This is a genomic window from Pseudomonas sp. BNK-45 (assembly GCF_047456255.1).
In the GTDB taxonomy this organism is placed as follows: domain Bacteria; phylum Pseudomonadota; class Gammaproteobacteria; order Pseudomonadales; family Pseudomonadaceae; genus Aquipseudomonas.
On the sequence record NZ_CP179909.1, the window covers coordinates 92,705 to 117,747 of the forward strand.

The 25,043-nt window shown below is 66.0% G+C and carries 26 protein-coding genes; all 26 read left to right on the top strand.

Annotated elements, in window-relative coordinates; translation table 11 throughout:
• The first annotated feature begins 6 nt into the window (after positions 1-6).
• On the top strand, positions 7-1,221 hold the full coding sequence (cbiE, locus tag ACMGG8_RS00435) for a precorrin-6y C5,15-methyltransferase (decarboxylating) subunit CbiE (RefSeq protein ID WP_414159000.1): 1,215 nt from the start codon (positions 7-9) through the stop codon (positions 1,219-1,221).
• A 93-nt stretch (positions 1,222-1,314) separates the two neighbouring features.
• Entirely contained in the window at positions 1,315-2,412 is a 1,098-nt protein-coding gene (locus ACMGG8_RS00440) for a cobalt-precorrin-5B (C(1))-methyltransferase (RefSeq protein WP_060837329.1), read from the top strand.
• The gene (locus ACMGG8_RS00445) at positions 2,409-3,137 is read left to right on the top strand and encodes a cobalt-precorrin-6A reductase (protein ID WP_414159001.1); all 729 of its coding nucleotides are present in this window, start codon (positions 2,409-2,411) and stop codon (positions 3,135-3,137) included. Before ACMGG8_RS00440 ends, ACMGG8_RS00445 begins: the two co-directional genes overlap by 4 nt.
• A gap of 173 nt (positions 3,138-3,310) precedes the next feature.
• Positions 3,311-3,613, top strand: a complete 303-nt coding sequence (locus ACMGG8_RS00450; protein WP_060837327.1) for a type II toxin-antitoxin system RelE/ParE family toxin — start codon at positions 3,311-3,313, stop codon at positions 3,611-3,613.
• Between the two features lie 3 nt (positions 3,614-3,616).
• On the top strand, positions 3,617-3,907 hold the full coding sequence (locus tag ACMGG8_RS00455; RefSeq protein ID WP_060842360.1) for an addiction module antidote protein: 291 nt from the start codon (positions 3,617-3,619) through the stop codon (positions 3,905-3,907).
• Positions 3,908-4,006: 99 nt separating this feature from the next.
• The gene (locus ACMGG8_RS00460) at positions 4,007-4,405 is read left to right on the top strand and encodes a DUF2946 domain-containing protein (protein WP_060837325.1); all 399 of its coding nucleotides are present in this window, start codon (positions 4,007-4,009) and stop codon (positions 4,403-4,405) included.
• 49 nt (positions 4,406-4,454) lie between these two features.
• Complete coding sequence (locus ACMGG8_RS00465; protein WP_016968237.1) at positions 4,455-4,949, top strand: copper chaperone PCu(A)C; 495 nt, start codon at positions 4,455-4,457, stop codon at positions 4,947-4,949.
• 57 nt (positions 4,950-5,006) lie between these two features.
• Positions 5,007-5,417 carry a DUF2946 domain-containing protein gene (locus ACMGG8_RS00470; protein WP_108545981.1) on the top strand — a complete coding sequence of 137 codons (411 nt, stop codon included), beginning with the start codon at positions 5,007-5,009 and terminating at the stop codon, positions 5,415-5,417.
• Positions 5,418-5,505: 88 nt separating this feature from the next.
• On the top strand, positions 5,506-7,638 hold the full coding sequence (locus tag ACMGG8_RS00475; RefSeq protein ID WP_060837323.1) for a TonB-dependent copper receptor: 2,133 nt from the start codon (positions 5,506-5,508) through the stop codon (positions 7,636-7,638).
• A gap of 99 nt (positions 7,639-7,737) precedes the next feature.
• Positions 7,738-9,120, top strand: coding sequence for a PepSY-associated TM helix domain-containing protein (locus ACMGG8_RS00480; RefSeq protein WP_414159002.1), 1,383 nt, complete (start codon positions 7,738-7,740; stop codon positions 9,118-9,120).
• Positions 9,121-9,274: 154 nt separating this feature from the next.
• Entirely contained in the window at positions 9,275-11,410 is a 2,136-nt protein-coding gene (locus ACMGG8_RS00485) for a TonB-dependent receptor (protein WP_414159003.1), read from the top strand.
• Between the two features lie 29 nt (positions 11,411-11,439).
• On the top strand, positions 11,440-12,228 hold the full coding sequence (locus tag ACMGG8_RS00490; protein ID WP_060837320.1) for an ABC transporter ATP-binding protein: 789 nt from the start codon (positions 11,440-11,442) through the stop codon (positions 12,226-12,228).
• Positions 12,225-13,184 (top strand): ABC transporter substrate-binding protein, encoded by a 960-nt coding sequence (locus tag ACMGG8_RS00495; RefSeq protein ID WP_414159004.1) that lies wholly within the window; start codon positions 12,225-12,227, stop codon positions 13,182-13,184. The genes ACMGG8_RS00490 and ACMGG8_RS00495 overlap by 4 nt, the downstream gene beginning before the upstream one ends.
• Positions 13,181-14,191 (top strand): FecCD family ABC transporter permease, encoded by a 1,011-nt coding sequence (locus tag ACMGG8_RS00500; protein WP_414159005.1) that lies wholly within the window; start codon positions 13,181-13,183, stop codon positions 14,189-14,191. The genes ACMGG8_RS00495 and ACMGG8_RS00500 overlap by 4 nt, the downstream gene beginning before the upstream one ends.
• Positions 14,192-14,339: 148 nt before the next feature.
• On the top strand, positions 14,340-14,639 hold the full coding sequence (locus tag ACMGG8_RS00505) for a hypothetical protein (RefSeq protein ID WP_060837317.1): 300 nt from the start codon (positions 14,340-14,342) through the stop codon (positions 14,637-14,639).
• Positions 14,640-14,917: 278 nt separating this feature from the next.
• Complete coding sequence (gene urtA, locus ACMGG8_RS00510) at positions 14,918-16,183, top strand: urea ABC transporter substrate-binding protein (RefSeq protein WP_414159006.1); 1,266 nt, start codon at positions 14,918-14,920, stop codon at positions 16,181-16,183.
• Positions 16,184-16,336: 153 nt separating this feature from the next.
• Positions 16,337-17,839, top strand: a complete 1,503-nt coding sequence (urtB, locus tag ACMGG8_RS00515) for an urea ABC transporter permease subunit UrtB (protein WP_108545977.1) — start codon at positions 16,337-16,339, stop codon at positions 17,837-17,839.
• Positions 17,839-18,918 carry an urea ABC transporter permease subunit UrtC gene (gene urtC, locus ACMGG8_RS00520; RefSeq protein WP_060842354.1) on the top strand — a complete coding sequence of 360 codons (1,080 nt, stop codon included), beginning with the start codon at positions 17,839-17,841 and terminating at the stop codon, positions 18,916-18,918. Before urtB ends, urtC begins: the two co-directional genes overlap by 1 nt.
• Positions 18,915-19,775, top strand: a complete 861-nt coding sequence (urtD, locus tag ACMGG8_RS00525) for an urea ABC transporter ATP-binding protein UrtD (RefSeq protein ID WP_060837314.1) — start codon at positions 18,915-18,917, stop codon at positions 19,773-19,775. The genes urtC and urtD overlap by 4 nt, the downstream gene beginning before the upstream one ends.
• A gap of 116 nt (positions 19,776-19,891) precedes the next feature.
• Entirely contained in the window at positions 19,892-20,590 is a 699-nt protein-coding gene (gene urtE, locus ACMGG8_RS00530) for an urea ABC transporter ATP-binding subunit UrtE (RefSeq protein ID WP_060837313.1), read from the top strand.
• Between the two features lie 30 nt (positions 20,591-20,620).
• Positions 20,621-21,460 (top strand): urease accessory protein UreD, encoded by an 840-nt coding sequence (locus tag ACMGG8_RS00535; RefSeq protein ID WP_060837312.1) that lies wholly within the window; start codon positions 20,621-20,623, stop codon positions 21,458-21,460.
• Between the two features lie 43 nt (positions 21,461-21,503).
• A complete protein-coding gene (locus ACMGG8_RS00540; RefSeq protein WP_060837311.1) occupies positions 21,504-21,806 on the top strand; it encodes an urease subunit gamma in 303 nt (100 codons plus the stop codon).
• 9 nt (positions 21,807-21,815) lie between these two features.
• Positions 21,816-22,349, top strand: a complete 534-nt coding sequence (locus ACMGG8_RS00545; RefSeq protein ID WP_060837310.1) for a GNAT family N-acetyltransferase — start codon at positions 21,816-21,818, stop codon at positions 22,347-22,349.
• Between the two features lie 7 nt (positions 22,350-22,356).
• Positions 22,357-22,890 carry a GNAT family N-acetyltransferase gene (locus tag ACMGG8_RS00550; RefSeq protein ID WP_060842352.1) on the top strand — a complete coding sequence of 178 codons (534 nt, stop codon included), beginning with the start codon at positions 22,357-22,359 and terminating at the stop codon, positions 22,888-22,890.
• On the top strand, positions 22,887-23,192 hold the full coding sequence (locus ACMGG8_RS00555; RefSeq protein WP_060837308.1) for an urease subunit beta: 306 nt from the start codon (positions 22,887-22,889) through the stop codon (positions 23,190-23,192). Before ACMGG8_RS00550 ends, ACMGG8_RS00555 begins: the two co-directional genes overlap by 4 nt.
• 123 nt (positions 23,193-23,315) lie before the next feature.
• Complete coding sequence (gene ureC, locus ACMGG8_RS00560; protein ID WP_060837307.1) at positions 23,316-25,016, top strand: urease subunit alpha; 1,701 nt, start codon at positions 23,316-23,318, stop codon at positions 25,014-25,016.
• The last annotated feature ends 27 nt before the right edge of the window (positions 25,017-25,043 follow it).

Sequence of the window (25,043 nt, forward strand, 5' to 3'; positions counted from 1 at the left end):
ATATAGATGTCGCCCTGGCTGACAGTAGTGGGAATCGGTGAAGACGGCTTCAAGGGGCTGGGCAGGAATGCCCGCCACGCCCTGCTGGGCGCTTCACGGATCGTCGGCGGCCAGCGTCAGCTGGATCTGCTGCCGGCCTGCATCCGCGGCGAGCGCCAGTTGTGGCCCAGCCCGTTTTCCCTGGAACCGCTGTTGAGCCTGCGCGGAACGCCGGTCTGCGTGCTGGCCAGTGGCGATCCGATGCTGTTCGGCGTAGGGGCCAGCCTGGCCCGGCAACTGCCGGCCGACGAGTTGCAGGTGGTGTCCTTCCCCTCTTCCTATTCCCTGGCCGCTGCTCGCCTGGGCTGGGCGCTGCAGGACGTGGTCACGCTGTCGGTGGTGGCACGGCCGATTGCCGCGCTCAATGCCCAGCTGTCCAGCGGCGTGCGCCTGCTGGTGCTGAGCAATGACCGCCACAGCCCGGCGGCGATCGCCGGCCTGCTGCGCGAACGCGGTTTCGGCCCGAGTCGCCTGACGGTGCTGGAGCACCTGGGCGGCCCCCTGGAACGGCGCCTGGACAGCACCGCCGATGACTGGAGCGATCCGGCGCTGGCCGACCTCAATCTGCTGGCCATCGAATGCCGGGCGGCAGCGGATACGCCGCAACTGTCCCGACTGGCCGGCCTGCCGGACTCGGCCTTCCGCCACGACGGCCAGTTGACCAAGCGTGACGTGCGCGCCATCACCCTGGCCCGCCTGGCCCCGGTGCCTGGCGAGCTGCTCTGGGATGTGGGCGCCGGCAGCGGCTCCATCGGCATCGAATGGATGCGCGCTCACCCCAGTTGTCGGGCCCTGGCCATCGAAGCCGACGACGGCCGCCAGCAGTTGATCGAATACAACCGCGACGTGCTCGGCGTGCCCGGGCTGCAGCTGATCCGCGGCAACGCGCCCCAGGCCCTGGCCGGACTGGAGCGCCCCGATGCGGTGTTCATCGGCGGCGGAGTGACCCGCGAAGGCGTGCTGCAAACCTGCTGGGAACGGCTCAAGCCCGGCGGACGCCTGGTGGCCAACGCCGTGACCCTGCAAAGTGAAATGACCCTGATGCACTGGCGCCAGACGCACGGCGGTGAGCTGACCCGCATCCATATCGCCCAGGCCCAGCCCCTGGGGGAATTCGATACCTGGCGCCAGGCCCTGCCGATCACCCTGCTGGACCTGCACAAACCCCTGGACCTGCCATGAACCTTGCGGGAGCGGGCTTGCCCGCAAAAGCGTCCAGCAAAGAGACCGCAGCGCGCCCTTCGCGAGCAAGCTCGCTCCTACGGGAGCAAGGGCATGCGTGAGGAAACAGCGGAACAGCCCGCGCCCCTGCGCAGCGGCCTGACCACCGGCAGTTGCGCCACCGCCACCAGCCTGGCCGCCGCGCGCCTGCTGCTGGGGGGCGTCAACGCCGATGCGGTGGAGATCGTCCTGCCCAAGGGCAAGCAGGTGCAGATGCGCCTGGAGTTCTGCCGCCGCACCGCCGAGGGCGCCGAAGCCGGGACCCTCAAGGATGCCGGCGACGACCCGGACGTGACCCACGGCGCCCTGCTCTACTCCCAGGTGCGCCTGACCCGCGAGCCGGGAATCCGCTTTGTCGCCGGCCAGGGCGTGGGCACTGTGACCCGCCCCGGCCTGGTGCTGGCGGTGGGCGAACCGGCGATCAACCCGGTGCCACGCCGGATGATCAGCGAGCACCTGCAACGGCTTGCCGAGGAGCACGCCTACACCGGCGGTTTCGAAGTCACGGTGAATGTCGAGGGCGGCGCCGAACTGGCCCTGAAAACCATGAACCCGCGCCTGGGGATTCTCGGCGGGCTGTCGATCCTGGGCACCAGCGGCATTGTCCGGCCCTTCTCCTGCGCGGCCTATATCGCCTCGATCCACCAGGGCATCGACGTGGCCAAGACCAACGGCTACCTGCACATTGCCGCCTGCACCGGCAACGCCAGCGAAGACACCATGCGCCGGGTCTACAACCTGCCGGAAATCGCCCTGATCGAAATGGGCGACTTTGTCGGCGCGGTGCTCAAGCACCTGCGCAAAGTGCCTGTGGATAAACTCAGCCTGTGCGGTGGCTTCGGCAAGATCAGCAAGCTGGCCGCCGGACACATGGACCTGCACAGCCGCCATTCCAGCATCGACCTGCCGCAACTGGCGCAATGGGCCGCCGCGGTGGGCGCCGGAGCCGAGCTGCAACAGGCCATCCGCGCAGCCAATACCAGCCAGCAGGCGCTGGCCATGGCCAGCGCCGCCGGGATCGCCCTGGGCGACGCGGTGTGCCGGCACGCCCTGGACTTCGCCCGCAGCGTGGTGCCGGCTCAGGTCCAGGTGGAAGTCTTCGCCATCGACCGCCAGGGCGGCATCGTTGGCCACGCCGGAGTCTTGTCATGAGCCGCATCCTGCTGCTGGGCGGGGTCACCGAGGCCCTGGCCATCGCCCGTACCCTGGGCCCTGAACATATCTACAGCCTGGCCGGGGTCGGTCGGGTGCCCAGCGACCTCAAGTGCCAGGTGCGGGTGGGCGGCTACGGCGGTGCCGAGGGCCTGGCGCGCTTTATCCGCGAACAACGCATTGGCCTCCTGCTGGATGCCACCCACCCCTACGCGGCGCAGATCAGCGCCAATGCCGTGGCTGCGGCACAGCACGCAGCCGTGCCTTGCTGGGCCTTGCGGCGCCCGGCCTGGCAGCCGCAACCGGGCGATGACTGGCGCGAGATCGCCGGCTGGGAGGCATTGGTCGAGGCCCTGCGCCCCTTCAAGCGGCCGCTGTTCACCCTGGGCCGCGAGCCGTTGCAGCATCTGAACGAGATTCCTGCGGGGCAGTTCTGGACCCTGCGCGCCCTGGAAAGCTGCCCCGGCAACGAGCGTTGCGAAGTCATCGGTGCCCGTGGGCCTTTCCTGATCGAAGACGAGCGCCAACTGTTCGCACGTCGGGACATCGATGTGCTGATCAGCAAGAACAGCGGCAGCAGCGCCACCGAGCCCAAGCTGGAGGTGGCACGTGAGCGGGGCATACCGGTGCTGGTGCTCAAGCGCCCAAAGCTGCCCGAGGCCGACCGCCACTTTGCCAGCGTGGCCGAGTTGCTGCAGGCCCTGCACTCGCCGGACAAAACCTGACAGGCAAAACCGCCGCGCCCCACAAACACTTGGGAAGCCCCTGGCAGCGCGCTACCAACCCCATGCTTTAGCCTCCTTGGACAGTCTCAATGGCGCCGGCTCCGCTCGTCGCCTAGTTGAGCTCTAGGCGGGCAAATGGGTTGCCACGCTGTATCCCAAGGAATACATTCACCATGTACGTCTTCGAGCAGACCCTGGAGTTCAGCCGCTGGCTCCTGCACCTGAAGGATCCGCAAGGCAAAACCCGTGTACTGGCCAGGATCCGCGCCGCCCAACTGGGCCGATTCGGCGACTGCGAAGCACTGGGTGGAGGCGTCTACGAGATGCGCATCCATCGTGGTCCCGGCTACCGGGTGTACTTCTCGCGCCGGGGCACGGTGATCTACCTGTTGTTGATCGGCGGTGACAAGAACACCCAGAGACGCGATATCCAACGCGCCAGGCAACTGGCCCACGACCTCAAGAGCGAGGGTTGAAACATGCACACCCCAGTCACCCGCTTCGACGCGGCGGAGTACCTCAAGACCCCTGAAGACATGGTCGCCTACCTCGACGCCTGCTTCGAGGAAGACACCGGCGACGGCAAGCTGATCCGCGCCGCCCTCAACGATATCGCCCGCGCCCGCGGCATGACCCAGATCGCCCGCGATACCGGCCTGGGCCGCGAGAGCCTGTACAAGGCCCTGGGCAGCCAGGGCAATCCCGAGTTCGCAACTATCATCAAGGTCATGAAAGCGCTCGGACTCAAGCTCCACGTCAGCCCGGCCTGAACTGGCACTGCGACACCACACCGCATACGCTGCTTTTTTACTTATCCACGGCGATCAGGCTAAATACCCGCCTGATCGCTCAACCGACGGATCGTCCCCATGTCCCGACAACGGCTCGCATTTGCCTGGATCGCCTGCTTCGCAGTGCTGTTCAACATGCTTGCCATGCCGCTTTCCGGGGCCATGCAGCGCAGCGATGCGGGACTGGACGAGCAACTGCTGTGGGGCAGTTTCTGTTCCGCCAGCGGCACCAAGCTGCAAGCCATTGCCTTGGGCAAGCTTGAACAGAAAGCTCCGCAGAACGACGACCACTCGAACATGCAGCACTGCTGGTGCTGCTCCGGCTCGGCGCCCCTGGTGGCCCTGCCCGGCCATGCTCATCCGCTGAACTTCATGCGTTTCGCCGCCCAGCCGGGCGCGCCGCAACCGAAGATCGAACTACTCACCCTGCGCCAGCAATGGCCCAGCCTGAACCCCGGTGCACCGCCTCTGGCATGATTCCGTTTCGCAAGTGATCTGCGTCTTTGAATCGTTCTGGAGAACTGCCATGTCTCAACCATCCCTGGTCAAGCAATCCCTGCTCCTGGCCGCTCTGCTGCTGCCTGCCTGCTTCGCCAACGCCCATGACTACAAGGCCGGCGAATTGCAGATCGCCCATCCCTGGTCCCAGGAACTGCCGCCGAACGCGCCGACCGTGGCCGCGTACTTCGTGGTGCACAACCCGGGCAAGAACGCCGACACCCTGCTCAGTGTCGACTCGCCGATCGCCGGTCGGGCCGAGCTGCATGAGCACGTCAAGCAGGGCGACATGATGAAGATGCAGCAGGTGCCCAAGGTCGCGGTTCCCGCCGGTGGCGAGGTGACCTTCGCGCCCATGGGCTACCACGTGATGTTGATGGAGCTCAAGGATCGCAGCCTGCTCAGCGACGGCAAGCGCTTCCCCCTGACCCTGCACTTCGAGAAGTCCGGCAATGTCACGGTTGAGGTCGCCGTGCAGAAGCAGGCCCCCGACGCCATGCAAGGGCATATGCACGACCAGTAAGCCCTGACCGGCCCTTCGACCGTGAACGCCCCGCACGCGCCTGGCCGCGGGCGGTCCGTGCCGCGTCGCAACTCCCGAAGAGTTCGACGCGGCAGCTGGATCAGCCTGTTCGCCATGTTGATGATCTTTATCGGCCCGCTGATTTCCCAGTCGATGCCGATGGATCACACCACGCCGATGAACATGTCCTCCGCCATGGACATGGGCGACGGCGCGCCCGGCTGTCACGGTGAAACCCCGCATCACGCGCAATCGGGCAAGTCCCAGGGCGAGCAGCATGTGCTCTGGGAAAAGTGCGGCTATTGCAGCCTGCTGTTCAACTGCCCGGCACTGCCTTCGGGCCTGTCGTTCGCCGCACTGGCGACCACACCCACCAGCGGTTTCCTGATCCCCGCCACGCGCCTGGGCCACGCCCGGCAGACCGTGTTCCCCGGCGCCCTGACCCGCGCCCCACCGATCCTCGCCTGAGTCCCCTGCTCATCTCACACGGCCGGCTGTCAGCGCGACAGGCGCGTACCCGCGGCCGTGTCATTCAAGACTGATCGATGGAACATCTATGTTTTCTGCTGACTCTCGCCTGGGCGTTGCCCAGCCATTCAAGCCCTTCGCCTTGAACCCTGCCCGCCTGCATTTCAACCGTGCTCTGGCGGTACTCTGCGGCGCCCTGCTGAGCCCCCTGGCACTGGCCGACGACGCGCCAATGGAGCACGCCCAACACAGCACCGAACTGAGCCCGACGGTGATCACCGCCGTCGCCCCGAGCTCGCCGCTGACCGTGGTCACCAATCCCAAGGACCCGCGCCAGCCGGTCCCGGCCAGTGACGGCGGCGACTACCTGAAGACCATTCCCGGCTTTGCCCTGGTGCGCAACGGCGGCACCAATGGCGACCCGGTGTTGCGGGGCATGTTCGGCTCGCGGCTGAACATCCTCACCAACGGCGGCATGATGCTCGGCGCCTGCCCGGGACGCATGGACGCACCGACGTCCTACATTTCCCCGGAAACCTACGACCGCCTGACCGTGATCAAGGGCCCGCAAACCGTGCTCTGGGGCCCGGGCGCCTCGGCCGGCACCGTGCTGTTCGAGCGCGAACCGGAACACTTCGGCGAGCTCGGCACCCGGGTCAACGCCAGCCTGCTGGCCGGTTCCAACGGCCGTTTCGACAAGACCCTGGACGCGGCCGCCGGTGGTCCCCTGGGCTATGTGCGGGTGATCGGCAACACCGCCCATTCCGACGATTACAAAGACGGCAACAACGACACCGTGGCCTCGCGCTACGACAAGTGGAACGGTGACGTGGCCCTGGGCTGGACCCCGGACGCCGACACCCTGCTGGAGCTCACCGCCGGCAAGGGTGACGGTGAAGCCCGCTACGCCGGGCGCGGCATGGACGGCTCGCAGTTCAAGCGTGAAAGCCTGGGCCTGCGTTTCGAAAAATCCAACCTCGGCGAGGTGCTGGACAAGGTCGAGGCCCAGGTCTACTACAACTACGCCGACCACGTGATGGACAACTACAGCCTGCGCACCCCGTCCGGCACCGGAATGATGGCCGGCCCCATGGCCTCCAACGTCGACCGCCGCACCCTCGGCGCGCGGATCAAGGCCACCTGGCGCTGGGCCGACCTGCAACTGATCGGCGGCCTGGATGCCCAGACCAACGAGCATCGCGCCCGGGCCAGCAGCGGCATCGACACCTACAAGCAACTGCCCCGCACCAAGGACGCCGACTTCCATAACTACGGCGCCTTCGGCGAGCTGACCTGGTACGCCGCCGAGCGTGATCGCCTGATCACCGGCGCGCGCCTGGACCGCGCCTCGGCCAAGGACTATCGCGAGCGCATCGGCTCGGGAATGATGAGCCGCGCCAACCCCACCGCCGGCGACACCCGCGCCGATACCCTGCCCAGCGGCTTCGTGCGCTACGAGCACGACCTGGCCGACAGCCCGACCACGCTCTACGTCGGCCTTGGCCACACCCAGCGCTTCCCCGACTACTGGGAGCTGTTCTCGCCGAAAATGGGCCCGGCCGGCTCGCTGAATGCCTTCGATTCGATCAAGCCGGAAAAAACCACCCAGCTGGACTTCGGCCTGCAATACCAGAGCGAAGACCTTGAAGCCTGGGCCTCGGGCTATATCGGCCAGGTGCGTGACTACATCCTCTTCGACTACAACACCCAGATGATGAACATGAGCACCTCCCGGGCCGACAACATCGACGCCCGGATCATGGGCGGCGAACTGGGCGCGGCCTACAAGCTGACCTCCAACTGGAAAGCCGATGCGACCCTGGCCTACGCCTGGGGCAAGAACAGCAGCGATGGCAAGGCCCTGCCGCAGATGCCGCCGCTGGATGCGCGCTTCGGCCTGACCTACAGCCAGGACGACTGGAGCGCCGGGGCCTTGTGGCGGGTGGTGGCGGCGCAAAACCGCGTCGACCTGAACAAGGGCAACGTGGTCGGCAAGGACTTCGGCAAGAGCGGTGGCTTTGGCGTGTTCTCCCTCAACGGCGCCTACCGGGTGACCAAGAACCTCAAGCTCAGCACCGGGGTCGACAACCTGTTCGGCAAGGCCTACGCCGAACACCTGAACCTGGCGGGCAACGCCGGCTTCGGCTACCCGGCCAATGATCCCCAGGCGATCAAGGAGCCCGGGCGCACCCTCTGGACCAAGGTCGACCTGAGCTTCTGATCCTCGTTCGCCGGCACGCCGACTCCTCGCCACAGGAGCTGGCTGGCCGGCGAACAGTCCCCATAAGAAAAGATCCACTGCCCTGCGGAGCGTTCCCCGATGAGTCGACCCAACGTGTCTTTCTATAACCTGGCCTGGCGCTGGCATTTCTACGCCGGGCTGTTCGTGGCTCCATTCATGGTGATGCTGGCCCTGACCGGCATCATCTACCTGTTCAAGCCGCAACTGGACCCGCTGATGTACCCCAGCCTGCTCAAGGTGCCCGCCGGTCATCACCAGCTGAGCGCCGACGATTTGCTGCAACGGGTGCAAGCGGCCTACCCCCGGGGCCATATCACGCAGTACCTGCCGCCCATCGATGCCGAGCGCAGTGCGCAGTTCGTGGTGCAGGACCAGGGGCAGGAGCTGAATGTCTTCATCGACCCCTACCACGGCGACGTGCTCGGCGAGCAGGATGCCAAGCGCAACCTGCAGGCCGTGGCCCGGGCCATTCACGGCGAACTGATGATCGGCACCGTCGGCGACCGCCTGGTGGAACTGGCCGCGGGGTGGGGCATCGTCCTGGTGGTGTCCGGCCTGTACCTGTGGTGGCCCCGGGGCAAGTCGTCGGCCGGCGTGCTATGGCCGCGCTTCAGTGCCCGCGGCCGCCTGTTCTGGCGTGACCTGCACAGCGTGCTGGGCTTCTGGGGCGCGGCATTCCTGCTGCTGATGCTGCTCAGCGGCATGACCTGGACCGGCTTCTGGGGCAAGCAGTACGCCGACCTGTGGAACCGCTTCCCGGCGGCCATGTGGAACGATGTACCGACCTCCGACCAGCAGGCCCGGGAACTCAACAGCGCCACGCGCCAGACCGTGCCCTGGGCGCTGGAAAACACGCCGATGCCGATGTCCGGCGACCACGCCGAACACATGGCCCATAGCGGGGCCGACAGTGCTCCCGCGGCCCCGAGCGTCAGCCTGCAAGCGGTGCAGGACATCGCTCGACAGCGCCAGGTGGCGCCGGGCTACAGCATTACCCTGCCCAAGAGCGCCACCGGGGTGTTCACCATTTCGGTGTTCGCCGATGACCCGCGCCACGACGCCACCCTGCATGTCGACCAATACAGCGGCCAGGTCCTGGCCGACGTGCGCTGGCAGCATTACAGCAACGTGGCCCGGGCCACGGAGCTTGGGGTGATGCTGCATGAGGGCAAGATGTTCGGCCGCGTCAACCAGATCCTGGTGCTGGTGGTGTGCCTGATGATCCTGCTCAGCGCCGTGAGCGGCATCGTCATCTGGTGGAAGCGCCGTCCCCAGGGTCGACTCGGCGTCCCACCGCTGCGCCATGACCTGCCGAAATGGAAAACCGCGACCCTGATCATGGCGTTGCTGGCCCTGGCCTTTCCGTTGGTCGGGGCCTCGCTGGTTGCCGTGTGGTTGCTGGATCGGCTGCTGCTGTCACGCTTCAACCGCGGCCCTGAATCGGCTTCATCTTCAACATGAATCAGCCGAGATGCGCGTTCCAGAGGGCTCTGTAGAATCCCGGCAGCTTAGCCATGCACAGTTATAATGTTACTTTATAACGCTAACGTGTAAGATCCCGGCCCGCAGTCCCCCCACTGCGGGCACCCCCTCGAAGAAGTGATTCAGCGTCCCGATGAACAACTCCCTGCTGCCCGGCCTCTGCCTGATCGCCCTGCCCTGCCTGGCCCAAGCGGCCCCATCTGCCTCGCCCCTGACCCTGCCTACCGGCACCATTTCGGCTGCGACCAGCGAAGCCGACGACAGCGTCAGCCTGAGCACCCCCACCCGCTCCGGTTCGCGCCTGAACCTCAGCGCCCTGGAAACCCCGGCCAGCACCGACAGCCTGAGCGGCGAACGGATCCGCGCCCGGGGCGATCGCAGCATTCAGGATGCGGTATCACGCAGCACCGGCATCAGCCGCACCGGCACCCCGGGGGACGGCGGCACCTCGCTGTCGGCACGGGGCTTTACCGGGCAGAGCTCGGTGATGCAGCTGTATGACGGCAACCGCCTGTACACCGGCATGGGCACCGTGACCTTCCCGGTGGACACCTGGGCGGTGGAGCGGGTCGACGTGCTGCGTGGCCCGGCCTCGGTGCTGTATGGCGAAGGCGCCACCGGTGCGGTGATCAACAGCATTCCGAAAAAGCCGTTCAGCGGCGCGATCGAAAACCACCTGCGCCTGGGCTACGGCTCCTTCGATCGCCAGCAACAAGCCCTGGACAGCGGCGGCTCCCTGAACGACAGCCTGAGCTACCGGCTCAACCTCAACCGCGAGCGCAGCAACGGCTGGATCGACCGCGGCGACTCCAGCGCCGACTTCGTCAGTGCCGCCCTGCGCTGGCAAGCCCGCGACGACCTGGCCTTCACCCTGGCCCACGACTACGGCGACCAGAACCCGATGAACAACTTCGGCACGCCGCTGATCGACGGGCGTTTGCACAAGAGCCTGCGGGACAAGAACTACAACATCCGCAATGACCAGCAGCACTACAACGACCAGTGGACCCGCCTGACCAGCGAATGGCAGATTTCCGACACCCTCAGTGCCAGCAACGAGCTGTACTACCTCAAGGCCCAGCGCCGCTGGCAGAACGCCGAGAACTACAACTTCAATTCCGCCACCGGCCAACTGAGCCGCAGCGGTTACTACGGTATCGGCCACCAGCAGGAACAGGTCGGCGACCGCCAGACCTTCACCCTCCGGCACTCGCTGTTCGGCCTCGACAGCCAGACCCTGACCGGGGTGGACTACAACCGCATTCGCTTTCACCTGAAAAGCAATTCGCCCTTCACCGACAGCGTTACCAACGGTCAACCGCTGGACCTGTATCACCCGGCACCGGGCGACTTCGCCAGCAACAGCCCCTACCGCGATCAATTCAAGACCACCACCAAACAGATGTCGGTGTTCGCCGAAAACCGCCTGCAACTCAGCGAGCGCTGGTCCCTGGTGAGCGGTGTGCGCCGCGACTACGCGCATATCGATCGCGATGACTTGGTGAAGAACGAGCGCGATGACAAGACCCTCACCGGCAACAACTGGAAGGCCGGGTTGGTGTTCGCCGTCACTGCGGACACCTCGGTATACGGCCAGTACTCCACCAGCACCGACGGTGTCGGCGGGCTGATTTCCCTGAGCAAGAGCCAGCAGCAGTTCGACCTGTCCAGCGCCCGGCAGACCGAGATCGGCCTCAAGCAGGCGTTCTGGGACCAGCGCGGCGAATGGACCCTGGCGGCCTACCACATCGTCAAGAAGAAGCTGCTGACCGATGTGCCCGGCGAGCCGAACCGCAAACAGCAAGTGGGCCAGCAATCCTCCAACGGCCTGGAAGCCAGCCTGGAGCTGCAACTGCCCCACGCCTGGCAACTGCAGGCCAACGCCGCCATCGTTCGTGCCCAGTACGACGACTTCCAGCAGGACGTCAACGGCGTGCAAGTCTCCCGCGATGGCAATCGCCCGGTGGATGTGCCGCGCCGCACCGCCAACCTGTGGCTGAGCAAGGCCCTCAACGATGACCTGCGGGCCGGCGCCGGAGTGCGCTACGTGGATGCGCGCTACGCCGATATGGCCAACCGCAACGAACTGCCCAGCTACACCGTGGTCGACGCCAACCTGTCGTGGAAAGCCCTGCCCAATACCACCCTGGGCCTGCAATTGAACAACCTGTTTGACCGCCAGTACGCACAAAGCCAATACAATGACGGCCAGCAATGGATACTCGGCGAGCCGCGCTCGTTGTTCGTCACCGCTGACTACACCTTTTAACCGCACCGGCCGGCCCCTACGGACACCGCATGACCTCGCTGAACCTCACCAACCTGGCCTGGACACCCCTGGGCCAGGGCCACTGCCATCACCAGTTCCAACTGCGTGAGGCCAGCCTCCAGGTGGCGGCCGGCGAATTCGTCGGCCTGATCGGCCCCAACGGCAGCGGCAAGACCAGCCTGCTGCGCTGCGCCTACCGCTTCAGCAAACCGCAGCAGGGCGAGGTGCAACTGGCCCACCACAACGTCTGGAAGCAGTCGCCGCGCTGGTGCGCGCAGCGCATTGCCGTGGTGCTCCAGGAGTTCCCCGACGCCTTCGGCCTGACCGTGGAAGAAGTGGTCGCCATGGGCCGCACGCCGCACAAGGGCCTGTTCGACGGCGACACCGAACAAGACCGGCGCATCGCCCGCGAGGCCCTGGAATCGGTGGGCCTGCTGGGCTTCGAGGACCATGCGTTCGCCACCTTGTCGGGGGGCGAGAAACAGCGGGTGATCCTGGCCCGGGCCCTGGCTCAGCGACCGCAGTTGCTGATCCTCGATGAACCGACCAATCACCTCGACCCGCGCTACCAGCTGGAGCTGCTGCAACGGGTCAAGCGCCTGGGCATCGGCACCCTGGCGAGCATCCATGACCTGAACCTGGCCGCGGCGTTCTGCGACCGGCTGTACGTCCTCGATCACGGGCGCATCGTCGCCAGCGGATCCCCCGCCGAGGTACTGACGGTCGAGCTGTTGCGCAATGTCTTCGGGGTCGAGGCCCTGATCGACGCCCATCCCCTGTCCGGCTACCCACGAATCACCTGGATCACTCAACCATGACCTTGCGCTCCCTGCTCCACCGCAGCCTGTTTCTGGCCCTGTCACTGGGTACCGCCCAGGCCTTCGCCGCAGCCACCCACTACCCGCTGACAATCAACAGCTGCGACCGCCAAGTGACCTTCAAGCAGGCGCCGCAACACGCCCTCAGCCACGACATCAACATGACCCAGATGATGCTCGCCCTGGGGCTCAAGCCGCGCATGGTGGGCTACAGCGGCGTCAGCGGCTGGAAGGCCGTGACCCCGCAAATGAGCACCTTGCTCGACGGTCTGCCGGAGCTGGCGGCCAAGTACCCGTCGGTGGAAACCCTGCTCAACGCCAACGTCGATTTCCTGTTCGCCGGCTGGGACTACGGCATGCGCGTCGGCGGCGACCTCACGCCGCAGACCCTGGCGCCACTGGGGATCAACGTCTACGAACTGACCGAGTCCTGCGCCTTCGTGATGAAGCGCCCGGCGGCCAGCCTCGACGACACCTACAACGACCTGCGCAACCTGGGCCGGATCTTCGACGTGCAGGACCGGGCCAACGCGCTGATCACGCAGATGCAGGAGCAGGTCGCCGAGGTACAGAAGGACCTGCCCAAGGACAAGCCCCGGGTGTTCCTCTACGACAGCGGCGAAGACCGGGCCATGACCTCGGGCCGCCTGGGCATGCCCCAGGCCCTGATCGATGCGGCCGGCGGGCGCAACATTCTCGACGACGTCGAGGCCAGCTGGACCCGGGTCAACTGGGAAACCGTGGTCGAACGCAACCCGCAGGTGATCGTCATCGTCGACTACAGCGAAGTCACCGCCGAGCAGAAGCAGCAGTTCCTGCTGAACAACCAGGCCCTGCAAGGGGTCGACGCGATCAAGAACCAGCGTTTCATCGTCATTCCCTATGTGCAGGCCACCCCGGGGATCGACAACGTGCTGGCGGTGGAAACCCTGGCCAAGGGTTTCCACGGCCAATGATCAAGGGTCGCTATGCCTGGCTGTTGCTGAGCCTGGGCGCCCTGCTGCTGGCGTCCTGTGTGCTGTCCCTGGGGTTTGGCCCGGCGCGGGTGCCAGCGGAGGTGGTCGGGCGGATTCTCCTGCACAAGGCCCTGGGCCTGGGCACGGTGGACTGGAGCCCGGGCCAGGAGCATATCGTCTGGCTGATCCGCGTGCCGCGCATGCTGCTCGGCGCTCTGGTCGGCGCCGGGCTGGCCCTGATCGGCGCGGTGCTGCAGGCCGTGACCCGCAACCCCCTGGCCGACCCGCACCTGCTGGGGGTGACCTCCGGCGCCACCCTGGGCGCGGTGATCGTGGTGCTGCACCTGGGGCAGGTCATCGGCCTCCTGACCCTGCCCCTGGCGGCCTTTGTCGGCGCCCTGCTGAGCATGGCCCTGGTCCTGGGGATCGCCGCCCGCAACGGCCGCCTGGACAGCGACCGCCTGATGCTGTGCGGGGTGGCGGTGTCCTTCGTGATGATGGCGGTGGCCAACCTGCTGCTGTTCATGGGCGATCACCGGGCCAGCTCGGCGGTGATGTTCTGGATGCTCGGCGGCCTGGGTCTGGCGCGCTGGGAACTGCTGGCGGTTCCCGCGGCCAGCGTGCTGCTGGGGCTGGGTTTGCTGCTGGGCATGGCGCGGCCGCTGAATGCCCTGATGGCCGGCGAGCAGACCGCCGTGACCCTGGGCCTGAATGCGCGCAACGTGCGCCTGAAGGTGTTCCTGATCGCCTCGCTGATGACCGGAGTGCTGGTGTCCATCAGCGGCTCCATCGGTTTTGTCGGGCTGATGGTGCCGCACATCGCCCGGCGCCTGGTGGGCGCCGAACATCGCCGCTTGCTGCCGGTGTGCGTGCTGCTGGGCAGCCTGTTCCTGGTCTGGGTCGACGTCGCCGCCCGCACCCTGATCGCCCCCGAGGACCTGCCGATCGGCGTGGCCACCGCGGCCATTGGCGGGCTGTTCTTCATTGGCCTGATGCGCCGCCGCTGATCCATCCGCCGCTGTAGGAGCCGGCTGGCCAGCGAAGACGCACCTGAGCCTTGTGCCAGGTTCGAGGGCCTCTTCGCTGGCCAGCCAGCTCCTACAATCGTCGCCCTTGCTTTAAGATCGCGCGCTTGGATCTCTCAGGATGAGTCTCATGTTCAGAACCGCACTCTTGGCCGTGTTGCTCGGCACCGCCCTAGGCGCCCAGGCCGGCACCTCGGTCGACGTCTCGAAAATCTACGGCAACATCCAGATCGTCAACAGCTTCCCCGACTACAAGGTCAAGGTGGTGAACTCCTTTCCCGACCTGAAGGTCAAGCAGGTCAACTCCTTTGCCGACTCGCCGGGCAAGTGGAAGATCGTCAACAGCTATCCCGATTACAAGATCCAGATCGTCGACTCCTTTCCCGACTTCACCATCAAATACGTCGACTCCTTCCCTGGGGTGAACTGAAGCCCTCGCTGACCAAGGCTGCCGCTCTGCGGCAGCACCACAATGACGCATCCCTGCGCACCATCCTCTGATCCAGGCCTCCTCTTGGGGCATCGACCGCCCTGCCCAAGCGCCTGAAGCGACGTTTTCATGCCCTGCGGCGACTCGGCACATCCCTTGCAAAACACCCCTTCAGCACCGACTCGGTGAACACCTCGGCGAGTACCGAGGTGTTCACCGAGCCTGTGAAGTCCGCATCTGCCGCCTGAAAAAAATCAAAAGTTCATGGAGATCGCACAATGAAGCGTCGTAGTTTGCTCAAGGCTTTCACTCTCTCGGCAAGCATTGCCGCGATGGGCATGACCTGGACCGTCCAGGCCGCCGAGACCATCAAGGTCGGTATCCTGCACTCCCTGTCGGGGACCATGGCGATCTCTGAAACCTCGCTCAAAGACATGGCGCTGATGACCATCGACGAGATCAACGCCAAGGGCGGGGTCAACGGCAAGCTGCTGGAACCGGTGGTGGTGGACCCGGCGTCCAACTGGCCGCTGTTCGCCGAGAAGGGCCGCCAGCTGCTGACCCAGGACAAGGTGGCGGTGGTGTTCGGCTGCTGGACTTCGGTGTCGCGCAAATCGGTGCTGCCGGTGTTCGAGGAACTCAACGGCCTGCTGTTCTACCCGGTGCAGTACGAAGGCGAAGAAATGTCGCCCAACGTCTTCTACACCGGCGCCGCGCCGAACCAGCAGGCGATCCCGGCCGTGGAATACCTGATGAGCGAAGACGGCGGCAGCGCCAAGCGCTTCTTCCTGCTGGGCACCGACTACGTCTACCCGCGCACCACCAACAAGATTTTGCGTTCGTTCCTGCACTCCAAGGGCGTGGCCGACAAGGACATCGAAGAGGTCTACACGCCATTCGGTCACAGCGACTATCAAACCATCGTCGCCAACATCAAGAAGTTCTCCGCCGGCGGCAAGACCGCGGTGATCTCCACGGTCAACGGCGACTCCAACGTACCCTTCTACAAGGAGCTGGCCAACCAGGGCCTGAAGGCCACCGACGTGCCGGTGGTGGCGTTCTCGGTAGGCGAGGAAGAACTGCGCGGCATCGACACCAAGGCGCTGGTGGGCAACCTCGCGGCGTGGAACTACTTCGAGTCGGTGGATAACCCGGTGAACCAGAAGTTCGTCGCTGCCTGGAAGGCCTACGCCAAGGCCAAGAACCTGCCGGGAGCGGACAAGGCGGTGACCAACGACCCGATGGAAGCCACCTACGTCGGCATCCACATGTGGGCCCAGGCGGTGGAGAAAGCCAAGTCCACCGATGTCGACAAGGTTCGTGAGGCGCTGGCCGGGCAGACCTTCGCCGCCCCCTCGGGCTACACCCTGACCATGGACAAGACCAACCACCACCTGCACAAGCCGGTGATGATCGGCGAGATCCAGCCGGACGGTCAGTTCAATGTGGTGTGGCAGACCGAAGGGCCGATCCGTGCCCAGCCCTGGAGCCCGTTCATTCCGGGCAACGACAAGAAGCCGGACTACGCGGTCAAGAGCAACTGATCCAGCCCCAGGCCTGACGCCTTCCCTGTAGGAGCGAGCTTGCTCGCGATGAGGTCCGCAGGACCTGCAACGAAAACCGCTCGGCTGGCCGCTGCGCGGATCGCGAGCAAGCTCGCTCCTACGGGTTACCCGGGTGTTTTCAAGGACATCGCCATGCCCACTGCCCTCTACCGTTTGCTCCTCGCCTGCCTGTTGCTGCTGCCCATCGCAGCCCATGCCGGTGAAGCCGAAGATTTTGTCGCGGCCAATTCCAACCAACAGGCGCAACTGCTGGAAACCTGGGCCGCTCAGCCCGATCCGGCGCGCCTGGAACTGCTCAAGGCCCTGCAGCAGGGTCAACTGAGCATCGCCGGTGAAAGCAAAACCCTGCGCCTGAACAACCGCCTGCGGGGCCTGATCGACAGCGCCCTGGCCAGCCACCAGTTGCTTGCCACCGAGGCCAGCGCCCGGCTCGACGCCGCCCGGCAGCTGCAGAAAAGCGCCAAGCCGGCGCAACTGAAATTCCTCGATGCCCGGCTCGCCGCCGAGCAGGACCCCGGCGTGCACGCCGCCCTGAGCCTGGCCCTGGCCAACCTGCAACTGGTGGACGGCGATCCGGCAGTGCGCCTGGCCGCCGTGCGCCTGCTGGGGGAAACCGGCGACCCGCTGGCCCGCACCCGTCTCGAAGGCCTGCTGCAACCCGGGGTCGAGGCCGATGCCAACGTCCGCACCGCCGCCGAAACCAGCCTGGCCCAGGTCAAGCGCAAGTTGCTGCTGGGTGAGGTCCTCGGCCAGGCCTTCAGCGGCTTGTCCCTGGGTTCGATCCTGCTGCTGGCGGCCCTGGGGCTGGCCATCACCTTCGGCCTGCTGGGGGTGATCAACATGGCCCACGGCGAGATGCTGATGCTCGGCGCCTACTCCACCTACGTGGTGCAGTGGCTGTTCCAGCGTTTTGCTCCGCAGGCCATCGAGTTCTACCCGTTGCTGGCCCTGCCGGTGGCATTTTTTGTCACCGCCGCCATCGGCATGGCCCTGGAGCGCACGGTGATCCGCCACCTCTACGGCCGCCCGCTGGAAACCCTGCTGGCCACCTGGGGCATCAGCCTGATGCTGATCCAACTGGTGCGCCTGCTGTTCGGCGCGCAGAACGTCGAGGTGGCCAACCCGGCCTGGCTGTCGGGCGGCATCCAGGTCCTGCCCAACCTGGTACTGCCCTACAACCGCATCGTGATCATCGCCTTCGCCCTGTTTGTCGTCGTGCTCACCTGGCTGCTGTTGAACAAGACCCGCCTGGGCCTGAACGTGCGCGCAGTGACCCAGAACCGCAACATGGCCGCCTGCTGCGGCGTGCCCACCGGACGGGTGGACATGCTCGCCTTCGGCCTCGGCTCGGGGATTGCTGGCCTGGGCGGCGTGGCCCTGAGCCAGATCGGCAACGTCGGCCCGGACCTGGGCCAGAGCTACATCATCGACTCGTTCCTGGTGGTGGTGCTCGGCGGCGTCGGCCAGTTGGCCGGCAGCGTGCTGGCGGCCTTCGGCCTGGGGATCGCCAACAAGATCCTCGAACCGCAGATCGGCGCCGTGCTGGGCAAGATCCTGATCCTCGCGCTGATCATTCTGTTCATCCAGAAACGTCCCCAGGGACTCTTTGCACTGAAAGGACGGGTGATCGACTGATGAACCAACCACTGCTCATTACCGCCAGCCAGAAAGCCGGGCCCAAGCTCACCCTCAGCGTCGGCGCCCTGCTGCTCCTGGTGTTGCTGGCATTGCCGCTGTTGTCGCTGCTGGCGGCGGACCACCCGCTGCACGTCTCTGCCTACACCCTGACCCTGGTGGGCAAGATCCTCTGCTACGCCATCGTCGCCCTGGCCCTGGACCTGGTCTGGGGCTATGCCGGGCTGCTGTCCCTGGGCCACGGTCTGTTCTTCGCCCTGGGCGGCTACGCCATGGGCATGTACCTGATGCGCCAGGCCGCCGGAGACGGCCTGCCAGCGTTCATGACCTTCCTTTCGTGGAGCGAACTGCCCTGGTACTGGACCGGCACCAGCCACTTCCTCTGGGCCCTGTGCCTGGTGGTGCTGGCGCCGGGTCTATTGGCCCTGGTGTTCGGTTTCTTCGCCTTCCGCTCGCGGATCAAGGGCGTGTACTTCTCGATCATGACCCAGGCCCTGACCTTCGCCGGGATGCTGCTGTTCTTTCGCAACGAGACCGGCTTTGGCGGCAACAACGGCTTCACCAACTTCCGCAGCATCCTGGGCTTCGGCATCACCGAGCCGGGCACCCGGGCGGTGCTGTTCCTGGCCACGGTACTGCTGCTGGTGGCCAGCCTGCTCCTGGGCTGGCGCCTGGCCCGGAGCAAGTTCGGCCGGGTGCTGACCGCCCTGCGCGACGCCGAAAACCGCCTGATGTTCTGCGGCTACGACCCGCGCGGCTTCAAGCTGTTCGTCTGGGTCCTGAGCGCGGTGCTCTGCGGCCTGGCCGGCGCCTTGTACGTGCCCCAGGTGGGCATCATCAACCCCAGCGAGATGTCCCCCACCAACTCCATCGAGGCTGCCGTGTGGGTGGCCCTGGGCGGACGCGGCACCCTGGTCGGCCCGCTGCTGGGCGCCGGGCTGGTCAACGGCATGAAGAGCTGGTTCACCGTGGCCTTCCCCGAGTACTGGCTGTTCTTCCTCGGCGCCCTGTTCATCGTGGTGACCCTGTACCTGCCCAAGGGCGTGATCGGCCTGCTGAAGAAACGAGGTGAACAATGAGAGTCACGGCCACGGCGGACTTCATGCTCGAACCCATACTCGAACCCAACAAGGACTCGGGCAGCAGCCGCGACGCCATCGGCCTCGGCCAGGCCGCCGGCAGGGGCCTGAACACCCGTCACGGCACCATCCTGACCCTGGAAGACATCAGCGTCAGCTTCGATGGCTTCAAGGCCCTCAACGACCTCAACCTGTACATCGGCGTCGGCGAACTGCGCTGCATCATCGGCCCCAACGGCGCGGGCAAGACCACCCTGATGGACGTGATCACCGGCAAGACCCGGCCGACCCGGGGCAAGGCCTGGTTCGGCGAAACCCTGGACCTGACCCGGATGAGCGAAGTGCAGATCGCCCAGGCCGGGATCGGCCGCAAGTTCCAGAAGCCCACGGTGTTCGAGGCCCTGAGCGTGTTCGAGAACCTGGAGCTGGCGCAGAAGACCGACAAGTCGGTGTGGGCCAGCCTCGGCGCGCGCCTGAGCGGCGAACAGCAGGACCGCATCGCCCAGGTGCTGGAGACCATTCGCCTGAGCCCTTCGGCCCAGCGCCAGGCCGGCCTGTTGTCCCACGGTCAGAAGCAGTTCCTGGAGATCGGCATGCTGCTGATGCAGGACCCGCAACTGCTGTTGCTGGACGAACCGGTGGCGGGCATGACCGATGCCGAGACCGAGTTCACCGCCGAGCTGTTCAAGACCCTGGCCGGCAAGCACTCGCTGATGGTGGTGGAGCACGACATGGGCTTTGTCGGCTCGATTGCCGACCACGTCACCGTGCTGCACCAGGGCAGCGTGCTGGCCGAAGGATCGCTGGAACAGGTGCAGGCCGATGAGCGCGTGATTGAGGTTTACCTGGGCCGATGAATCGGCCAGCGACAAGCCGCAAGCTTCAAGCGGCAAGTAAAGAGCAAAGCCGTACAACCATCCTGCCCTGACTTGCAGCTTGAGTCTTGCAGCTTGAATCTACTGACGGAGTTCCGATGCTAGAGGTCCAACAGCTTCACCAGTACTACGGCGGTAGCCACATCCTCCGGGGCCTGAGCTTCGAGGCCCGGATCGGCGAAGTGACCTGCCTGCTCGGGCGCAACGGCGTGGGCAAGACCACCCTGCTCAAATGCCTGATGGGCCTGCTGCCGGCCAGGGAAGGCGCGGTCAACTGGGAGGGCCGGGCCATCACGGGCTACAAGCCCCACCAACGGGTCCAGGCCGGCATCGGCTACGTGCCCCAGGGGCGGGAGATCTTTGCTCGCCTGACCGTGGAAGAAAACCTGCTGATGGGCCTGTCCCGCTTCCCCGGCTCCCAGGCCAAGGAAGTCCCGGCCTTCATCTACGAACTGTTCCCGGTGCTGTTGCAGATGAAGCAGCGCCGCGGCGGCGACCTCTCCGGCGGCCAGCAGCAACAGCTGGCCATCGGCCGGGCCCTGGCCAGTCGACCCCGGCTGCTGATCCTCGACGAGCCCACCGAAGGCATCCAGCCCTCGGTGATCAAGGAAATCGGCGCGGTGATCAAGCAACTCGCGGCCCGGGGCGACATGGCGATTGTGCTGGTGGAGCAGTTCTACGACTTTGCTGCCGAACTGGCCGACCAGTACCTGGTGATGTCCCGGGGGGAAATCATCCAGCAGGGCCGTGGTGAAAATATGCAGGCCGACGGTGTACGCGGCCTGGTTACGATCTAATCTGTAGCCTCCTAACGATAACGACCCAGCATGAACTCACCTGCCGCCACCGCCCTGTTCACCCCCAGCTGGCACGCCGAACTGGAGCTGGCCTACGCCCGTTTCGGCGCCAGCACGCGCCCGGTGCTGCGCCGCCACCTGGGCCCGCTGCGGGTGCAGAAGCACCTGTACGCCGAAGGCCCCGAGGTGTGCCAGCACATCATCGTGCACCCGCCCGGCGGCATCGCCGGCGGCGACCGGCTGGCCATCAGTGCCCGGGTCGAGCGCGACGCCTGGGCCCAGTTGACCAGCCCCGGCGCCGCCAAGTGGTATCGCGCCAACAGCCCGGCCGGGCAGACCCTGGACCTGCAGGTGGCGCCGGGGGCGACCCTGGAGTGGCTGCCCCAGGAAACCATTGTCTTCAGCGCCGCCCAGGCCGAACTGACGACCCGGATCGACCTGCAAGGCGATGCCCGGCTGTTCTACTGGGACATCGTCGCCCTCGGCCGCCCGGCCAGTGCCGAGCGCTTCGAGCACGGACACTTCCAGGCCCACCTGGATATCCGTCGCGACGGCCGGCCGCTATGGCATGAGCGCCAGCGCCTCAGCGGCGGCGACGGCCTGCTGGATTCGCCCATCGGCCTGGACGGCCAGCCGGTGTTCGCCACCCTGCTGGTGACCGGCGACATCGACAGCCAACTGCTGGAGCGCTGCCGCGCTCTGCAGCACCCGGTACGCGGCGACCTGAGCCAGCTGCCGGGGCTGCTGGTGGCCCGCTGCCTGGCCAGCGAGGCCCTGCTGGCCCGTGCCTGGCTGATCGACCTGTGGCGCCTGCTGCGCCCGGTCCTGCTGGGCCGCGAGGCCGTGCCGCCGAGGATCTGGAACACATGAAACACCTGCCCTTTTCAAACTGCCCAACGACGGATCGATCACGATGGACCTGACCCCACGCGAAAAAGACAAGCTGCTGATCTTCACCGCCGGCCTGGTGGCCGAACGGCGACTGGCCCGCGGCCTCAAGCTCAACTACCCGGAAGCCATGGCCTATATTTCCGCCGCGCTGCTCGAAGGTGCCCGGGACGGCCAGAGCGTGGCCGATCTGATGCACTACGGCACCACCCTGCTCAGCCGCGAACAGGTGATGGAAGGCATCCCGGAGATGATCCCGGAGATTCAGGTGGAGGCCACCTTCCCCGACGGCACCAAGCTGGTCACCGTCCACCAACCCATCGCCTGAGGCCGCGTCATGACCTATCGCATCCGTGATGCGCTGCACGCCGACCTGCCGGCGATCCGCGACATCTACAACGACGCCGTGCTCAATACCACGGCGATCTGGAACGACGCCCCGGTCGACCTGGGCAACCGTCAGGCCTGGTTCAGCGCGCGCCAGAGCCAGGGCTATCCGATCCTGGTGGTGGTCAACGCCGAGGAGCAGGTGCTCGGCTACGCTTCCTTCGGCGACTGGCGGCCCTTCGACGGTTTTCGCCACACCGTGGAACACTCGGTCTACGTGCGCCGCGACCAGCGCGGCAACGGCCTGGGTCCACAACTGATGGCGGTGCTGCTGGAACGCGCCCGTGGCTGTGACAAGCACGTGATGGTGGCCGCCATCGAGAGCGGCAACACCGCCTCGATCCGTCTGCATGAGCGCCTCGGTTTCATCAGTACCGGGCAGATGCCCCAGGTGGGCACCAAGTTCGGGCGCTGGCTGGACCTGACCTTCATGCAACTGACTCTCAACCCCGGGGCACAACCGCCCGCCCCTCACCAGGAGTGACCTCTCGATGAACGCCGCCCAACTGCGCCGAGTCCATGGAGAAAGCTTTGCCCATTACCGCCAGGGATTGATCGACCTGCTGCTGGACTCGGTGCAGCACGGCGCGTCAGTCGGTTTCATGGCCGACCTGGACGACAGTCAGGCCCGGGCCTACCTCAGCAGCGTGCAGGCCGGGGTCGAGGACGGCAGCCTGCTGCTGTGGGTGGTGGTGCATGACGAGAGGGTCCTGGCCAGCGTGCAGTTGGCGCTGTGCATGAAGGCCAACGGGCGCAACCGCGCCGAAGTGCAAAAGCTCATGGTGCTGCACAGCGCCCGGCGTCGCGGCCTGGGCCAGCAGTTGATCAATGCCCTGGAGCAGGCTGCCCGCCAGCACCGGCGCGGGCTGCTGTACCTGGACACCGAGGCCGGCTCGGCGGCGGAAGCGTTCTACCGCGCCCTGGGTTACACCCGGGTCGGCGAACTGCCCAACTACTGCCAGAGCCCGGACGGCACCTACACCCCTACCGCCATCTACTTCAAGACCCTGGGACAACCGCTATGATTCCTGGCCAATACCAGATCCAGCCCGGCGAGATCGAACTCAACGTCGGGCGCCGCACCTTGAGCCTGAAGGTGTCCAACAGCGGCGACCGGCCGATCCAGGTCGGCTCGCACTATCACTTTTTCGAAACCAACGACGCCCTGACCTTCGACCGCGCCGCCAGCCGCGGCATGCGCTTGAACATCGCCGCCGGCACCGCGGTGCGCTTCGAACCGGGGCAGACCCGCGAAGTGGAACTGGTGGAGCTGGCCGGCAAGCGCCGGGTGTTCGGCTTTGCCGGACGCATCATGGGCGACCTCTGAACACAGCTCCCAGTGACAAGCTTCAAGCGCCAAGCAACAGCGGCCTGAAGCGCTATGGATGTCTTTTGAATTTTCTTGCAGCTGGCAGCTTGAAGCTTGCCGCTCATTTCCGAGGAACGAGGAATGCGCATTTCCCGTGAGGCCTACGCCGACATGTTCGGCCCCACCGTGGGCGACAAGGTACGGCTGGCCGACACCGAGCTGTGGATCGAAGTGGAGAAGGACTTCACCACCTACGGTGAAGAAGTGAAGTTCGGTGGCGGCAAGGTGATCCGCGATGGCATGGGCCAGAGCCAGCTGCTGGCGTGCGATGTGGTGGACACCCTGATCACCAACGCCCTGATCATCGATCACTGGGGCATCGTCAAGGCCGACGTCGGCCTCAAGGACGGGCGCATCGCCGCCATCGGCAAGGCCGGCAACCCGGATATCCAGCCCGACGTGACCATCGCCATCGGCGCCAGCACCGAAGTGATCGCCGGGGAAGGCATGATCCTCACCGCCGGCGGCATCGACACCCACATCCACTTCATCTGCCCGCAGCAGATCGAAGAAGCGCTGATGAGCGGCGTCACCACCATGATCGGCGGCGGCACGGGACCGGCCACCGGGACCAACGCCACCACCTGCACCTCCGGGCCTTGGCACATGGCGCGCATGCTCCAGGCCGCGGACGCCTTCCCGATGAACATCGGCTTTACCGGCAAGGGCAACGCCAGCCTGCCGGAGCCCTTGATCGAACAGGTCAAGGCTGGGGCCATCGGCCTCAAGCTGCACGAGGACTGGGGCAGCACCCCGGCCAGCATCGACAACTGCCTGAGCGTGGCCGACCAGTACGACGTGCAGGTGGCGATCCACACCGACACCCTCAACGAGTCCGGCTTCGTCGAAACCACCCTGGGCGCCTTCAAGGGGCGGACCATCCACACCTACCACACCGAAGGCGCCGGCGGCGGCCACGCCCCGGACATCATCAAGGCCTGCGGTTTTTCCAACGTGCTGCCCAGCTCCACCAACCCGACCCGGCCCTTCACCCGCAACACCATCGACGAGCACCTGGACATGCTCATGGTCTGCCATCACCTGGACCCGAGCATCGCCGAGGACGTGGCCTTCGCCGAAAGCCGCATCCGCCGCGAGACCATCGCCGCCGAGGACATCCTCCACGACCTGGGGGCGTTCTCGATGATCAGCTCCGACAGCCAGGCCATGGGCCGGGTCGGCGAAGTGGTGACCCGCACCTGGCAGACCGCCGACAAGATGCACCGCCAGCGCGGCCCGCTGCCGGGCGACGGCCCCGGCAACAGCAACTTCCGGGTCAAGCGCTACATCGCCAAGTACACCATCAACCCGGCGATCACCCATGGCATCAGCCATGAAGTGGGCTCCATCGAAGTCGGCAAGTGGGCCGACCTGGTGCTCTGGCGCCCGGCCTTTTTCGGGGTCAAGCCGACCCTGATCCTCAAGGGCGGAGCGATTGCCGCGAGCCTGATGGGCGATGCCAACGCCTCGATCCCGACCCCGCAGCCGGTGCATTACCGGCCGATGTTCGCCAGTTACGGCGGCAGCCGCCACGCCACCAGCCTGACCTTCATCAGCCAGGCGGCGCTGGACGCCGGAGTGCCGGAACAATTGGGCCTGAAAAAACGCATCGCCGTGGTCAAGGGCTGTCGCACGGTGCAAAAGAGCGACCTGATCCATAACGACTACCTGCCGAACATCGAAGTCGACCCGCAGACCTATCAGGTCAAGGCCGACGGTGTGCTGCTGTGGTGCGAGCCAGCGGATGTGCTGCCCATGGCCCAGCGCTATTTCCTGTTCTGAAACCCATCCAGCCGCTGGGCAGGGACG